General features: G+C 61.3%; 13 protein-coding genes. 7 read left to right on the top strand and 6 right to left on the bottom strand.

Annotated features, from left to right (window positions below; all coding sequences use genetic code 11):
• The first annotated feature begins 316 nt into the window (after positions 1 to 316).
• Positions 317 to 1,036, top strand: a complete 720-nt coding sequence (locus FJY68_10890) for a hypothetical protein (GenBank protein ID MBM3332332.1) — start codon at positions 317 to 319, stop codon at positions 1,034 to 1,036.
• Positions 1,037 to 1,077: 41 nt separating this feature from the next.
• Here FJY68_10890 and FJY68_10885 read toward each other — a convergent pair whose 3' ends face one another.
• Complete coding sequence (locus tag FJY68_10885) at positions 1,078 to 1,437, bottom strand: hypothetical protein (GenBank protein ID MBM3332331.1); 360 nt, start codon at positions 1,435 to 1,437, stop codon at positions 1,078 to 1,080.
• A gap of 111 nt (positions 1,438 to 1,548) precedes the next feature.
• Between FJY68_10885 and FJY68_10880 the strand changes: the two genes are divergently transcribed.
• Positions 1,549 to 2,034, top strand: a complete 486-nt coding sequence (locus FJY68_10880; protein MBM3332330.1) for a Crp/Fnr family transcriptional regulator — start codon at positions 1,549 to 1,551, stop codon at positions 2,032 to 2,034.
• Between the two features lie 79 nt (positions 2,035 to 2,113).
• On the opposite strand, the gene FJY68_10875 is transcribed toward FJY68_10880, so the two are convergent.
• The 5 genes from FJY68_10875 to FJY68_10855 form a co-directional block, all read right to left on the bottom strand.
• Positions 2,114 to 2,410: an MTH1187 family thiamine-binding protein gene (locus FJY68_10875; GenBank protein MBM3332329.1), complete on the bottom strand. Its 297-nt coding sequence runs from the start codon at positions 2,408 to 2,410 to the stop codon at positions 2,114 to 2,116.
• Between the two features lie 132 nt (positions 2,411 to 2,542).
• Positions 2,543 to 3,061 carry a ferredoxin:glutaredoxin reductase gene (locus FJY68_10870; protein ID MBM3332328.1) on the bottom strand — a complete coding sequence of 173 codons (519 nt, stop codon included), beginning with the start codon at positions 3,059 to 3,061 and terminating at the stop codon, positions 2,543 to 2,545.
• Entirely contained in the window at positions 3,058 to 3,339 is a 282-nt protein-coding gene (locus FJY68_10865; GenBank protein ID MBM3332327.1) for a glutaredoxin family protein, read from the bottom strand. The genes FJY68_10870 and FJY68_10865 overlap by 4 nt, the downstream gene beginning before the upstream one ends.
• Positions 3,340 to 3,355: 16 nt before the next feature.
• Positions 3,356 to 3,817: a Fe-S cluster assembly scaffold protein NifU gene (nifU, locus tag FJY68_10860; GenBank protein ID MBM3332326.1), complete on the bottom strand. Its 462-nt coding sequence runs from the start codon at positions 3,815 to 3,817 to the stop codon at positions 3,356 to 3,358.
• A gap of 26 nt (positions 3,818 to 3,843) precedes the next feature.
• On the bottom strand, positions 3,844 to 5,085 hold the full coding sequence (locus FJY68_10855; GenBank protein MBM3332325.1) for a cysteine desulfurase: 1,242 nt from the start codon (positions 5,083 to 5,085) through the stop codon (positions 3,844 to 3,846).
• A 343-nt stretch (positions 5,086 to 5,428) separates the two neighbouring features.
• Here FJY68_10855 and FJY68_10850 point away from each other — a divergent pair, with 343 nt between their 5' ends.
• The 5 genes from FJY68_10850 to FJY68_10830 all read left to right on the top strand — a co-directional run bounded on the left by FJY68_10850 (position 5,429) and on the right by FJY68_10830 (position 14,407).
• A complete protein-coding gene (locus FJY68_10850; protein MBM3332324.1) occupies positions 5,429 to 6,235 on the top strand; it encodes a hypothetical protein in 807 nt (268 codons plus the stop codon).
• Between the two features lie 150 nt (positions 6,236 to 6,385).
• Positions 6,386 to 7,972: a T9SS type A sorting domain-containing protein gene (locus FJY68_10845; GenBank protein MBM3332323.1), complete on the top strand. Its 1,587-nt coding sequence runs from the start codon at positions 6,386 to 6,388 to the stop codon at positions 7,970 to 7,972.
• A gap of 183 nt (positions 7,973 to 8,155) precedes the next feature.
• On the top strand, positions 8,156 to 9,619 hold the full coding sequence (locus FJY68_10840) for a T9SS type A sorting domain-containing protein (GenBank protein MBM3332322.1): 1,464 nt from the start codon (positions 8,156 to 8,158) through the stop codon (positions 9,617 to 9,619).
• A gap of 72 nt (positions 9,620 to 9,691) precedes the next feature.
• A complete protein-coding gene (locus FJY68_10835; GenBank protein ID MBM3332321.1) occupies positions 9,692 to 11,887 on the top strand; it encodes a hypothetical protein in 2,196 nt (731 codons plus the stop codon).
• A 288-nt stretch (positions 11,888 to 12,175) separates the two neighbouring features.
• The gene (locus FJY68_10830; GenBank protein ID MBM3332320.1) at positions 12,176 to 14,407 is read left to right on the top strand and encodes a T9SS type A sorting domain-containing protein; all 2,232 of its coding nucleotides are present in this window, start codon (positions 12,176 to 12,178) and stop codon (positions 14,405 to 14,407) included.
• Positions 14,408 to 14,629 lie beyond the last annotated feature (222 nt).

Here is a 14,629-nt window from a genome sequence, read left to right as displayed (position 1 = left end):
CAAGGAAGTCACAGAGCAGGCCGCGGTGGCGGACCCAAGCCAAGCTGGACAAGACCGATGCTAGGAGTAGAAATCTATTCTGAGGCAACGGGGCGCGTAGGAGTAGATCCATATATGAGGCAACAGGGCATGGTTTCCGGAAGGGCAGAGCCCTGCCTGATTCTCGGAGGAGAAGTTCCGGGACCAGCCAGGTCGACGACCGCGACCGAGACCACGCGGGCTCGCCTGAGCTGGTACGGGGTCCCATCTGGGCGTTGAGGCGCTGTTGGCGGGCCGCGCTTGACAGTGGGCCACGGTTGACCTATTCTGAGTGCGGATGAGAGTCATCCTCCTGCTAGTAGTCGCCTGCCTTCCTGTGTCTGCCGCCCTCTACAACATTGACCAGCCGGTACCGATCTCCCTCGGGCACGCTGAGTACTTCATCAGCGGGCGGCTCTGGGGCAACGGCGGCGTCATGATGCGGTTCGGTCTAGGCCTGTGGGACCGTCTCACGCTCGGGATTTCGTACGGCGGTGGCAGCGTCCTGGGCGCAGAGCAACCGAAGTTCTATGATCGCTACCGCCCGGATTTCCAGGCGCGGCTCGCCATCTTGACGGAGAAGGGCTATGCCCCGGATTTGACGCTCGGCTTCGAGAGCCAGGGGTACGATGGCTGTTCACTGCAGGTGTTCCAGGTGCGCGAAAAGGGCGGGTACGTGTGCGCCGGCAAGACGGTTGAGGCAATTCGGACCTACTGCCAACTGGGCATCAACTACTGGCGAGGATTCGACGCCTTCCTGGCGCTGAACACGGCGTTGCCCGGCAGTGTCGAGTTGATGCTTGAGTACGACCTGGCGCAGTTCAACTACGGTGATGAGTACAGGCGCCCGGGTGATGATCCGACGTACCTGAGGCGCCGCGGGTTCCTCAATTTCGGCGTCGGATGGACCGTTGCCGGCAAGGTCAGGTTGGCGCTGGCCCTACGCGACATTCTGGGCAACCGGGAACAGACCACGCGCAACCGCGTCCTCGAGGTCTCCGTTTCCGACCGCTTCTAGACTTCCCTCACACTTGTCCCGAGGCCGGCGGACGACGCCGGCTAGCGAGCGGGAACGGTCCGATAGACCCGGTCGAAGACCGCAATGACGAGAGAGTCGTATCCGGTCAGGTCCACCCTGCGGCGCACTACCGCTTCGGTCGAATCGACCTGCCCGGCAACCGAGGCCGAGTCGGTTCTGCCCGGCTGGATCGTGACCACTAGGTTGCGGATTTCGGGATGCGGGGCCGAAAACTGAATCCGGAACCGGCTGTCCGGGAACATCTGCGACAGTGCGCCACGCGCCTGTTCGACCTCGAGCAGTCGTCTGTTGACGCGGGTGCCGGGCAGGCTCTTGAGTGAGACGATGACGATAGCGCCGATGAGCAGGGCGAAGATGATGACCCAGACCATGCGAGTCATAGCAAGAGATAATAGGGCAGGGAGGCGCCCGGTCAAGATCCCGTCTGGTTTGACACCGCGCAGCTGCGCTGCTACCCTAGCAGGAGTATCCAAACCGAAACGGAGACATCAATGGATGTTAAGGCTTTCCTGAAGACGATTCCGGAGTTCGAGCAGCTTCCCGATGCGGACGTTGACATGATGGCAAGGCTGGCAAAGGTCGGTGAAGCGAAGGCAGGAGCCATGGTTGACGTACAGGGCGAACCCGCAACCAAATTCTATATCCTGGTCAGCGGGCGACTCGGAGTCGTGCTCGAGCTTGACTTCGGGGTGACGAAGAAGAACTACATGGTCACGTCGGTAGGTCCGGGGCAGATGTTTGCCTATTCGGGATTGGTCGGCAATCCGCACTACACCGCGGGCAGCCGGGCCATGACCAATACTACCTATCTTGAGTTCGACGTCGCGAGGCTGAACGCGGCATTCGACGAGGACCCGCGACTTGGCCAAGTGATGATGAAGATGGTGGCTCAGACGATCGCGTCGCGCCTGCGGGCGATGCAGCTGCAACTGGCACAGCAGTACGCCGTCAGCGAGGCCGAGACGAGTCCGGACTAAGCTCGGCTCGGCCTCGGGCCGGGCGGAAAGAAGTCGGGGCGTGGATGTCCACGCCCCGACCGTTTCGTGCCGGCTCCGGCTAGGACCCTTCCGTCACGGCCGCAACCTTGGCTGCCATGGTACCGCGCTTATCACGCCGGTCGTCGATCTTCACGGTTGTGACGATGCGGTGGCAACCCATCCCGGCCAACCGGTCGTGGACGGTCTTGAGGGCAGAGAAGATCTCGTCCCATTCTCCCTCTACGCAAGTGCCCATGGAGTTGACCTTGTAGTCGAGATCAGCCTCGGCGAATACTCTGAGCGCGGCCCGGACGTAGGAGCTCACACTCGTTTCACTGGTCCCGACCGGTACGACGCTTAGCTCGACAATCATCATACCCTCCTACTCGAATCCGGAAGTAGAGAGCCACGAAAACACGAAGCCGAGTGAGACGGAATCTGGTTCTCTCCCTGAGCGTCCGTTTCGTGTCTTTCGTGCCTTCGTGGCGTCCATGCCGGTCTGCGGGTCCTACATGAACCGTTCGAACCGGTCTTTGCCGGCCTTGCAGACCGGGCACTTTCCCGGCGGCTCGGGCCGGGCGCACAGGTAGCCGCAAACCTTGCAGCGCCAGACAGGGAGAGGAAGCGAGGAAGTAGAAGGCGAGGAGGAAGGAGCCGGAGTTTCCGAGAAGCCTCCACGCATGAACTTGGCCGGCCGGCGTTCGGGAATGGAGCCGTGCTTCATCTTCCCTTCGATCCACGCGTCGCTGACGTAGAGGGCGCAGTAGCAGGCACCGAATTCCTCCAGGTCCGAGTCGCGGTAGTAGCAGGGGCAGATGACGTCGACGTCTTTGTCCTGCTCGCCGAACGCAAGCCGACAGGGACAGCACCAGTATCCGTGCCGCTTCTGGTTCTCAAGCAGTCCTTGCACCAGCCGCAGCACGAAGTTCCTGTCCGGGTTCAGCTGGTAGCCGCCGGCCGCGGCGTCCAGCTTCAGTCGCTCGTAGGTCTTGAGCACTTCATCCGAGAAGTGTTCCTCCGCACTCATAGTTCGAGCAGCTCGCGGATGCGGTCTTCGTCAAAGCCAGCCACGACCTCGGCGTCGATCTGCACGGTCGGGAAGGACCCGCGGGGATTGAGCTCACGGACCTTGCTGGAAGCCTCGGCGCGTTCTTCGCCCTTGCACTGGTCGACGTCAATGTATTCGTACTGAACCTGGTTGGAGTTCAGTAGTTCCTTGGTCTTGTGGCACCAGCCGCAGGTCGTCAGCGCATAGAGGGTTACGCGATGCTTGGCATTCCTGCCGGGTACATGGGTTAGTTTCACAGAGGTTCCTTTCCGACTACTTTCGGCCCTGGTTCTTGCAGGGCGCACATATGCTGCTGCCTTCAACCGGGGCGTCGCAAAACGGGCAGTGGCATCCCTTCTCACCGGTCGCTGGTTTCTTCGCCAGGTGCTGCTCAATGGCCTTGTGGAGCGCGTCCGCGCCGAGGTTCGAGCAGTGGAGCTTGTTGGGGGGCAGGCCGCCGAGCTCCTTGGCGACGTCGGCATTCGATATCTTCATTGCCTCTTCGATGGTCTTGCCCTTCGCCATCTCGCTGACCATTGAGGATACGGCGATGGCCGCCCCGCAACCGAAGGTCTTGAACTTAACGTCAGTGAGGATGCCGTTCTCGATCTTCACGTAGAACGTCATCATGTCGCCGCAAGTCGGGTTGCCGATCTCTCCGACTCCATCGGCGTTCTCAATCTCGCCGACGTTCCGCGGGTTGCGGAAATGCTCCATCACTTTCTCAGAATACATCAATTCTCCAGTTGTCTCTACAGGTCCTATCGTTCATCTGTTTCGTGCTCCTGTTCGTCCTCGCACGCCTCACCCGGCTTCACCGCATACGGGTCCTCGCCTTTCTGGAGCCTTGCGTACAGGGGAGACATCTGCCTCAGGCGTCGGGTGATGGGTGGCAGCTTGTCCAGAAAGTGGGATACGTCTTCGTCGGTCGAGTCTTTGCCCATCGTCAGTACGAGCGAAGACTGGGCTTTTGTGTGCGGCAGGCCCATCGCCAGCAGCACGTGCGACGCTTTCAGAGTCTTGGCCGAACAGGACGAGCCCGAAGCCGCGGCGATGCCTTCGTCGTCAAGCGAAAGCAGCATCGCTTCGCCCTCCACGAACTCGACGACTACGCTCACATGGCCGGGAATGCGGCTGGACATCGAGCCGGTGAAGATGATGTGCTCCAGTTTCTCCGGCAGCTCTTTGAAGATGCGCTGCGCCAGCCTGGTCATACTCTCCGACCACTCGGGCAGCCTTGACTTGGTCACTGCGGCCGCCGATCCGAAACCGGCAATGGCCGCGACATCCTCGGTGCCGGCCCTGCGGTTCTTCTCCTGGAAGCCGCCCTCAATGAGGGGCTGAAGCCTGGTCCCTCGCTTCAGGTAGAGGGCTGCCGCTCCCTTGGGGCCGTAGACCGACATGGCCGGAAAGGTGTATGCATCTACGTCCAGTCCCACCACGTCAACCGGGATACGACCGACGGCGGCTGTGCCGTCAGAGTGAAATGGAATCCTGAACCGGTGCGCAACGGCGGCCAGTTCTTTCACTTTCTGAATCGTGCCGACTTCGTAGTTCGCGTGCATCACCGAGACGAGAATCGTGTCCGTCTTGATCGCAGCTGCCAGTTTGTCAGGATGTACAGTGCCATCGGCATCGACGGGGACCTCGGTGATGTCGAAACCGTAGACTCCCAGGGACTTGAGGGGTTCGAGCACCGACACGTGTTCAATCGCGGAGACGACGATGTTCCTTCCCTTTGCCTTCCGAGAGAGGGCCAGTCCCTTTACGGCCAGGTTGTTTGACTCGGAGGCCGAAGCGGTGAAGACAATGTCATCGGGTCGGGAGTTGACTAGTGCCGCTACCTGCGCCCGTGCACCCTCTACGGCCGCTCTTGGTTTGTCGCCGAAATGGTGCAGGCTGACCGGGTTCCCGAACTCATCTCCGAGGAAGGGCATCATGGCCTCTTTTGCCTCGGGCAGCAGAGGCGCGGCTGCCGCGTGGTCGAAGTAACCGAAACGCATGGCAGTTAGACGACCTCAGCCCTGTTCCGGGTTCCTGTCCTCGGGCGTCTCATCGCCCTAAGTCTAGGACTTCGCCTTGCCAAGTCAAATCGGAGTCGATGTCACGTATCTTGAACCGGTACGCGTGCCGCTGCTGCGTCTGGCCAGCCAACCGAAACTGGCTATCGCAAAGATCAAGAGCCCAGGGCGCGGCTCGCATCAAGAGAGAGGCCCCTCGCTTCCCGCTGCACGTATGTGCGAGCCAATCGCTGTGAAGACGGCAAGATGTAAGATACTGTAAATCAAATAGATGTGGTCGCTTACAGCTTGTCAGTATTGAGCCTATTGACAAGCTGGATGGGGTCTGTACTATTGCGTCGTGGATTCGCTTGAGCTTCTCAGGGCGCTTGGCCTTTCGACCTATGAGGCCGAGGTCTATCGCGCCTTGATCAAGGTGGACAAGGCAAAGGTCCAAGACCTCGCCCGGGTTGTTGCGGTGCCGAGGCCTCAGATATACGTGGCGCTCGGGGCGCTGCTGGACAAAGGGCTCTGCCGCGAGATCCGGGGCAAAGTGAACTTCTACGCAGCAGTCGCGCCCGGCACCGCGTTCCGGGGGGCGCTACGCCAGGAAGAGGAGTTGTTGAAAGCCAAGGCAGATGGCGTTCGCGCTCTGGATCAGGAGCACCACCGCTTGGAACCGGATAGCGTTCCCACCAGCTTCGTGCAGGTTCTGCGGGGTCGACAGATCCGGCACTCGATAGACGAACTGGCGGCTGCTACCACCAGGGAGTTGTCGGTTTCCCTCAAGTACGCGAAAGAGCAGACACCGCAGTCAATTGCCGGCGCGGTCAAGGCGGAGAGGGCGATGCTCGAGCGCGGAATCCGCGTACGGTGTTTGTACGAGCAAGCCGCGCTGCAGTATCTCGAGGTACGGCAGGCACTCAAGCAGCTGACAGACAAGGGCGAGGAGGCGCGGGTCATTCGGACGGTACCGATGGACCTGATGGTCTTCGACCATCGTGCTGCGCTTTTCTCGCTTGCCGAAGAGAAGGGTGGCGTGACGGTTTTCGTGTTCGCGCACCCGAGCCTGGTTGAGTCGATGCGGCTCAGCTTTGACAACCTGTGGCAGCAGGGCAGAGACGTCACCAAGGAAATGTCGAATGTCGCATGACGCGCTGTCCGTCAGGGGCCGCTGCGGCCAGTCACGAATGAGAACCGCCGGTCGTGAGGAGATGCGCGTTCCTGCTTTCGCATCCAGAGGAGGGTCTTCGCAATAGTTCTCCGTTAGTTCGCTTGGGGTTCGAGGCGCAAGGGAGGAAAGATGAAACAGCTCGCGATTCTGGCCGCGGCGGCCGCAATCGCCGCAGGCCAGTCATACATCGGCCGCCTGGATACCATCGGCGGCACCACCTACGACTGGTGGGTCAACGCGAATGTCCGCCGGTCGCTCATCAACTCACCGCAACATGGCGTTCACGCGGCGTGGATGTACTCAAGCTCCAACTCAGGGACCAACTTCCCCGACAGGAACGCACGCTACAACTTCTACGACTACACCTTCCGGCAGTGGAACTGGTCAGATCCTGACCACATGCAGAGCGGCGAGAACATCTTCGACAAGCGGGCGGGCTACGGGAGCATTGATGCTGACCCCGCTACCGGCGTGGTCATCGTCGCAGGGCACGTTGCAGGTACAGGTGGCGTACAAGTTAGAGTCGCAAGTGACGCGGCTCCCGGCGCTGGCATCTTCGAGTACAGCGATGGGCCATCCGGCGAATGGCCCGACATGAGCATTGGCGATGATGGGTCGTGCCACGTAGGGTTGCTGTCGGGAGGCGGGCTCTCATACAGCCGGTTCAGGGCGTCGGGCGGCTGGGACAGCCTTCGCCTGCTGGATTCGCTGGCTTTCCCGACTTACGCGATCGCTGCCAGCGAGACAGGACCTTCTGTCTGCGCCACTTGGGTCGGCGATTCAGGTGCGTTCTTCCTTCTGTCAGAGAATCGGGGAGACACGTGGAGCAGTCGAACGCAGCTTGACCCGCCGCCAGCTTTCGGTGGCGACACCGTCACCAGATTCAGTCCGCGCGGGCCGTTTCCGTTCTTCGATTCTCAGGGGAGGCTGCATCTCGTGGCGGCCGTGTATCCGGAAGTCAATGACACGGCATACGTCAATCCCGCGGAGGTCTGGCACTGGTGTCCGGCGAACCAGCCTCGCTGGGCAGAGATTCACCATGCCGGCTGTCTGCCTGAGAACATGGAGGCGAGCATCGGGTACGATGCCATCTATGCCGACCGTCCGAGCATCGGTGAGGGCGACGAAGGCGACTTGTATGTTGCGTGGGAGCAGTTCGACTCCTCCAACGTCGAGCCGTTGACCGACCGACTTCGCGCCGGCGTCTGGGTCGCCAACTCGTGGAACAACGGTGCCTCATGGTGGCCTGGCCGGATGGTGACCGAGCGGAGCACGTCCTCACACCGATTCCCCTGCATCATCGACCGCGCGCTTCCCGGGGAGCCGTCCGCTGATACGGTCTGTGTGCTGTACCTGATGGACCAGGTTGCCGGGTTCTTCGTGCAGGGCGAAGGCCCGGCAACGCCCAATCCGGTCGTATGCCAGTTCATCTACCCGCCATCAGGAGCTGAGGAGAGACCTGCGTCCCATGTCTCAGGTCACAGGCCAGCGATCACCATTGTGCGAGGCGTCCTGTTCCTGCCGCGGGACATGACCGAAAAGTTCGCCGGTTCGGATCGTGTCCCAGGGCCCGTCCTCCTCGATGCCAGCGGCCGCAAGGTGCTTGACCTTCATCTCGGCGCGAATGACGTGTCGCGCCTTGCTCCCGGTGTGTACTTCGTGCGGGTCGAGTCGAGCACCGGCTGCTTGACGACGAAGCTGGCTATCGCCAAGTAGACGCGGACTCCTGCGGCTGGCCGCAGCGGACGGGTGGGTTGACAAGGCCGTAGTTCGGACTAGCATGTTCGCGAGAAGAATGAGGATTCGGCGCGATTCCGGGATGCCGAATGCTGCATGCTGATTGCTGTCTACTTTCTGTCGGCCGCCGACGAGGTTCTGATCGTGAGATAGGGAGGCATCGTGAAGCTTAGCATCGTTGCTGCATTGCTGCTGGCGGTAGGGATGGCCGCAGCCTGGGACCCGGATGTCAGGCTGACTGACAACTCGTACTCAGACAACAGCTACTGGAGCGGGCAGCGTCGGGTTGCCGTAGACTCGGCGGGACGGATTCACGTCATCTGGTACGTGATGAACTCGGGCCTGGGCACTTACCGGTTCCAGGTCTACTACAAGCGGTTCAATCCCGGCGCCGGCTGGACCCAGGATACGATGCTGAGCGCTGACCTCTACGCTGCCAGCACGCACAACAAGTACCCGGCCATCACCGTCGGCTCCACGGGTCGCGTCGTCGCAGCCTGGGGCAACGACACGTCGGACGGAGCCGACGCTTTCATCTACTACAAGACCTGCCTGCCCGAAGGCGAAGGGAACGGCGGTTGGGATTCAGTTGCACGGCTCCTGTCCAACGGCGGCACTGGCTTCACCCGCGAGAGCCCCAACCTGGCGGCGACGCCGGACGGCCATGTCCACGCGGTCTGGCGGGAGGTCAAGCCGGGCGGCGGCAGCTGCATCGCCTATCGCGAACTCATCGATACGGTCTGGCAGGCGCAGGTTGACCTGGAACTGAACTCCAACTACAAGGTCTACCCGGCAATCGCGGGTGGGCCGGACAACAGCGTGCACGTGGTCTGGCACGGGCGGAACGGCCCCAGCGGCTACTACAACGTCTGGTACACAGCCCGGGCCGATTCTACATGGGGAGCGATGGAGAACGTCTCCAACGGCTCGCGCCACCAGATGTATCCGTCGGTCGCGGTTGACCCGGCGACCGGCGAGCCGCACGCGATCTGGGAAGGCTACGAGCCGAGCGGGACAAGGCTCCGCATAATCCACAACCGGCGAGCCGGAGGCAGCTGGCAGACGTGCGACACGGTTTCCGAATCAGGTTCGTCCTATGACCAGGACATCGGGCAGGTGGCGTTCACGCTTGATGGCAGCGGCCATGCAGTATGGGTGGGCAGGAGCGATTCCTCCAGCTCTGTTGGCCAGCTTCGTTATAGCCAGCGCTTGCCATCCGGGACTTGGAGCACGCCGATTGATGTCACGGACACGACGGGCACTCGGGAGCGTCCCTCGGTAGCAGCCTCCCAGTTCAACCTTCACGTTGTGTGGTCTGACTACCGCGACGGCAACTCGGAGATGTACTACAAGCACGATTCGCTCGTCACGGCGGTTGGCGAAGGCGAGCAACCGGCAGTGCCAAGCTCGTATGCCGGAGTGAACTTTGTGGGAACGGTGCTCTGGCTGAAGAAAGGCACAAGCGCAAGCCCAAGCTGGTTGATGGATGCGATGGGGCGGAAGGTCGCGGAGCTTGGCGATGGAGCCAATGACGTCAGCAGTCTGGCTCCCGGCGTCTATTTCGTCAGGGTAGCAGGAGCGCAAGCGCAGGCGCGGGCCGTCCGAAAGGTCGTTGTCACGCGCTAGCCGTACCATCCGCCGCACTTGACCGCGGCGCTGGAGCGGCTAGGATAGTGTTGTATCGAGTAAACACCGTGTTTGTTCTCTAGTTTTCTACTTACAATAGTACTGGTCGGGCAGACCGGCCTGGTGCGCGGAACCGTTGCGGACAGCGCTTCCGGCAGTTCTGTTCCGGGCGCGAATGTCTTGCTGGTCGATGCGGGCGTCGGGGCCTCGACGGGAGAGAATGGCGGCTTCGTGCTCGGGCCGATCCGGGCCGGTTCCTTCCGTCTGGTTGCCAGCCACATCGCCTTCGAGCCGGAGACCCTCACGGTCGATGTGCCGGCCAATGGCGTGGCGCGGGCCGAGATCAGGCTGCGTCCGAAGGTGATACCGATACCGGGAGTGAGCGTGAAGTCACGGCGCGAGCGCGGGGAGCAGAAGGTCTCAGTCCGCGAGATCAGCTCGGAGCAGCTGTCGCGGAGCGCGGGTGGCTTCGTGCAGGACCCGGTGCGGTCGCTTTCCTTCCTGCCCGGGGTCGCGCCGAGCGCGCGGGGCGAGTGGAGCGGAACCTACGCGGTGCGGGGTGGTGAGACCGACGAGAGTTCGGTCTGGTTTGGCAACGTCGAACTGCTCTGGCCCTACCATCTACTCGGGTTCTCGTCGGTGCTGAACCCGGACATCGTCGAGAAGATATCTTTCTTTCCGAGCGTCTTCCCCTCGCGCTACGGCGGCGTGTTGTCGAGCGTGGCCGTGATGCAGCCGAAGCAGCTCGAACGCGGCCGGGGGTTCTGGGCCTATGACGCGATGAACATGAAGGCGGCCTATGTAGGCAATCTCGGCGACATCGACTTTCTGGCGTCGTATCGCCGGACGTTCTACTACGTGCTGTTCGGGCCGATGGGCGCGGGTTCATACAACCGCCCGTCCTACTCCGACTTCACCGGGCAGTGTGCAGTACCGCTCTCTCCGCAGCACCGGCTCCGGCTGACGGTCGTGAACGGTTCAGACCACATCACTTCGACGCTGCTCGGGACTGAGAAGACGATGGATGAGTCCGGCACGTCGCTGGCGGGAAGCATCGAGTCTGACCTCGGACCGGTCAAGACCGACGCGACGTTCTACAGCAATACTCACGGCTTCAACCTGACGCCTTCGGCCTGGTGGGGAACCGCGGTTACCCGGCAGAACGAGTACGGCGTGCGCCTCAACGCGACCGGTACGATATCTGACGAACTGGAGCTCGAATGCGGCGCAGAGGCAGGACAGACATCGTTTACCGGCAGCCTCCTGACTCCACAGACTCTGGCAAGAGCGGACAATACGTGGGCCGTGTACGCAGCGCTGGGTCTCAGGCCTCTCTCTCGGCTCGGCATCGACCTCGGGGTCAGGTATGAGGACGTGCGCTGGGCCCTGAACAAGGTGCTGCAGCCGCGGGCAGTGGCGAGCCTGTTCCTTTTCGGCAACGTCACCCTGAAAGCCGGGTACCGCCGGCTGTATCAGCACTCCTACAGCTTCCTGCGCAATTCGTGCGCGTCGTTCGTGTTCGATCAACAGTATGACGACTACCGGCTGTTCGAACTCGGGGCGCTCTCGGCCAAACAGGCCGACCACTACTCCGTCTCAAGTGAGTTCAAGCTGGCGCAGAACACGCGGCTCTCGATTGAGGGCTATGTGAAGGACTACCTGCAACTGCCGACGTGGAAGACCGACGCGCAGGGTGAGGTGTACAACGCGGGCAACCTCGGTTCCGGCTATGCACGCGGAGTTGAGGCGGTGCTTGAGCAATCCGCGGTCGAAGGCTGGAGCGGCTGGCTGACCTATGCCCTGTCCTGGTGCCGGAAGCAACAGGGAACCGATACGGTGATGTACTGGGACAGGTACGACCGCAGGCATTCGTTTAACCTCCAGGTTCAGAAGACCTTCGGTCCCGAATGGACGATAGCCGCAACGTTCCGTCTGAACACCGGTGCGCCCTACACGCCGTTGCTCTATACGCAATCGCCCAATCAGACGGGGACGGCGGAGATACGGCGCGGGCACTCGGCCTACGTGATTGAAGGAGAGAAGAACTCGGCTCGCGTGCCGGTCTATCACCGGTTTGATTTCAAGGTCTCGCGCGAACTGCCCAAGTTGCCGCTGCACCCGTATATGTACATCGAGATCATCAACGTCTACAACCGGCAGAACGTCTACAACCTGATCCAGTTCGAGGACCGGAACGGGAACATCGTCACCGGCCGGTCAACCGGCATCGCCTTCATCCCACTCATCGGCATCGGCGGCCGGTTCTAGCACCCGCCACCCACAACCCGACCCCGCTCTCGGCCTCAAGCGAATTGGGCTTGACAGTCAGTCTGAGCAGTTCTAGACTTGCGCTAGTCGAGACGAGGAGTTGACACGATGAAGACGAGATTCTCCGCGTCGGTGCTACTCGCTGTTCTCTGCCTTGCGGCAGGAGCGCTGGGCCGAGTGCCATCGTTCCAAGAGCAGACCGTGGTGCAGGAGTCGCTGGCACGCGTGCATCCGAGGATGCGGGCGATGGCGGTTTGACGTGGGGATGGTTCGGACTACAATGATCTCGTGAAAAGGACGATTTGCCTTCTACTGGGGTTGGGGTTAGCTGTGGTCGCTGTCGCCGGGCAGCCACTGATGCGTGAACGGGCGGTCATGGACTCGCTACGGGCAGTCAATCCTCGGTTCCGGGCCACGTGGTTGCGCGACCGGGGTCTCCAAACCGCGGGGTGTGCGACCACGGACTCGGAAGGGCTGCGAGTAGTCGGTCGCTGGAGCTTCGGCCCCAGCTATGACGTGGACTGTCGAATGACCCCGGCCGAAACGCTGATAGTACTTGGGCGAGGTTCTGGTGTGAGCCTGTTGCGTTTCAGCAGGAGCGACTCGGCGGAGTTCCAGTTGCTCTCCGACATCAATTCGGCAGGACTGATAAGCCGTGTCCGGCTGGCGGACACGCTGTTGCTCGTGGGCACGGGCGCTGGTGTGGAGACGTACAGCACCTCTGATGCGCGCAGTCCGAACCTGCTGAGCACACTTCTGACTCCTCTAAACGACTTCGCCATCAGAGAAAGTCTGCTGTACGTCATGGGGTACGATGACAGCTTCAAGATTTACAGCATGGCCGACCCAGACAACCCGAGGCGGCTGGGTGCTTGCCGCGATTCCGGCGGGCCGGTATCCCTCGCCGGCAACACGGCGTTCGTCGGCGACCGCTGGGGGCTGTATGCCATCGACGTATCGAATCCGGCGAACCCGCATCGAGTCGGCTCGTGGGGCACATTCATCATCAGCGTCGTGGCTCGTGGTAACATCTGCTGCGTCACGGAGTACGACCCGGACTCAGTGCTTTTCTATCTACTGGATGTGACAGACCCGGCGGGCATGTACCCTCTGAGTTCACTTCGCGGAGCAGGCGGAGATGCGCTCCACATGGACGGGCAGTACGTGTACACGGCCGGAGGTTACGGGTTCCAGATACTTGACATTAGCGACTCGCTCAATGCAGAAATCGTCGGAAGCTGCCCTCTGTCGGTGTACAAGGATGGCGTCTGGGGCAAGGCAGGTTGCGACCGGGCCTTCGTGGCTAATGAGATAAACGGGCTTGCCGTCATGGACGACGGCGACATCAGCCATCCGCTGATCGATACGACGCTTCTCGGTGCTGGGTCTGCGCTGGACTTGGAGGTTCGAGGTTCGCGCTGCTATGTAGCGGATGAAGGCGGGGGCATGAAGCTGCTTGACGTAGCCGACCCGACGACACCGCACACCTTGGGCGAACTGGACACGATTGGCGGAGCCGAAGGCTGTTACTCCGTCGTCGCGACCGACAGCTTCGCATTCATGGGCTGGTTCAACACCCCGTTCTTCAGGGTCGCCGACATCAGCGAGCCGACCCGGCCGGCTTTTGTTGGCTCGTGCGACCCATTCGAGTTTGCGCAGGATATCGTACTACGAGATACGCTGGCCTTCTGCGCAGAGAACTACAAGTTCGAGGTCGTCAACGTCGCCCGGCCGCGTGCGCCAGTGGTCGTGGGGACGTGCGGGTTGCCGGATCACACCTACGAGATGGACATGAAGGACACGCTGGCCTTTGTTGCGAACGGCATTGCTGGCCTGCAGATTGTCAACGTCGCACGACCGGACTTCCCGGTCATCGTAGGCAGCATCGCGTTTCCCAACCCGGCGGTCGGAGTAGCGGTCAGGGACTCCTTCGCATACGTCGGGGCAAACCATCTGAGGGTTGTCAATGTTGCACGACCAAGCGCACCGTTCATCGTGGATTCAGTGCTGCTCACCGTCTATGGGCGGACAGTGGCGGCCGCCGACACGATGCTCTATGTTGGCACCTGTCTGGGGTACGCAGGTGACCTCCGGGCATTCAGCATTGCGGACCCCGCGAGTCCCAGACTCGTCGGGTTCTATGGCACACCCATCGGCGTCAACAGAGTCGTTTACGCTACTCCGTATGTGTATGCGGCTTGCAGCGACGCCGGAATTGTCCTGGTTGAGACTACGGCAACCGGAGTGCTGGAACCAGAGGCAGAAAGGTGGTCTGAGCCGGCCATGGGAGTTGAACCCAACCCGGCCCGTGATTTCGTGAAGGTGCGACTCAGCGAACTGCCAGCAGGCGGTATCTCTCTGCACCTGTTCGATGTCACTGGACGAGAAGTCCTAGACCAAGCGATAAGAGAGGAGGTACATGGAATCACGCTAGACCTGACGGACCTGCGACCGGGTCTTTACTTCGTTCGGGTAGAAACAAGAAAGGGTGTTCGCGAGAACAAGCTAGTCAAGATGTAGGAGGAGGATATGAAACAGACCACGTTCGTGGTATTGCTGCTGATGCTATGGGCATCAACGGTTTTCGGTACAACTAAGGCGTACGAAAAAGAGGGACACTGAGCTTGTCCAGAAACCCTCTGGAGATGGTCATAGGGTATTGTCGTTCGCGACTGTCTGCGATTGACGCGAGTCCGCCCTATGCTATGCGGCCCAGGCAGGCTTGAGATTCCCACCTGCCAC

It is taken from the genome of candidate division WOR-3 bacterium, assembly GCA_016867815.1.
Lineage (GTDB): Bacteria > Hydrothermota > Tepidihabitantia > Tepidihabitantales > Tepidihabitantaceae > UBA2258.
The sequence above is the reverse complement of the archived record's forward strand: the minus strand, read 5'-3'. Positions and strand labels throughout refer to the sequence as shown.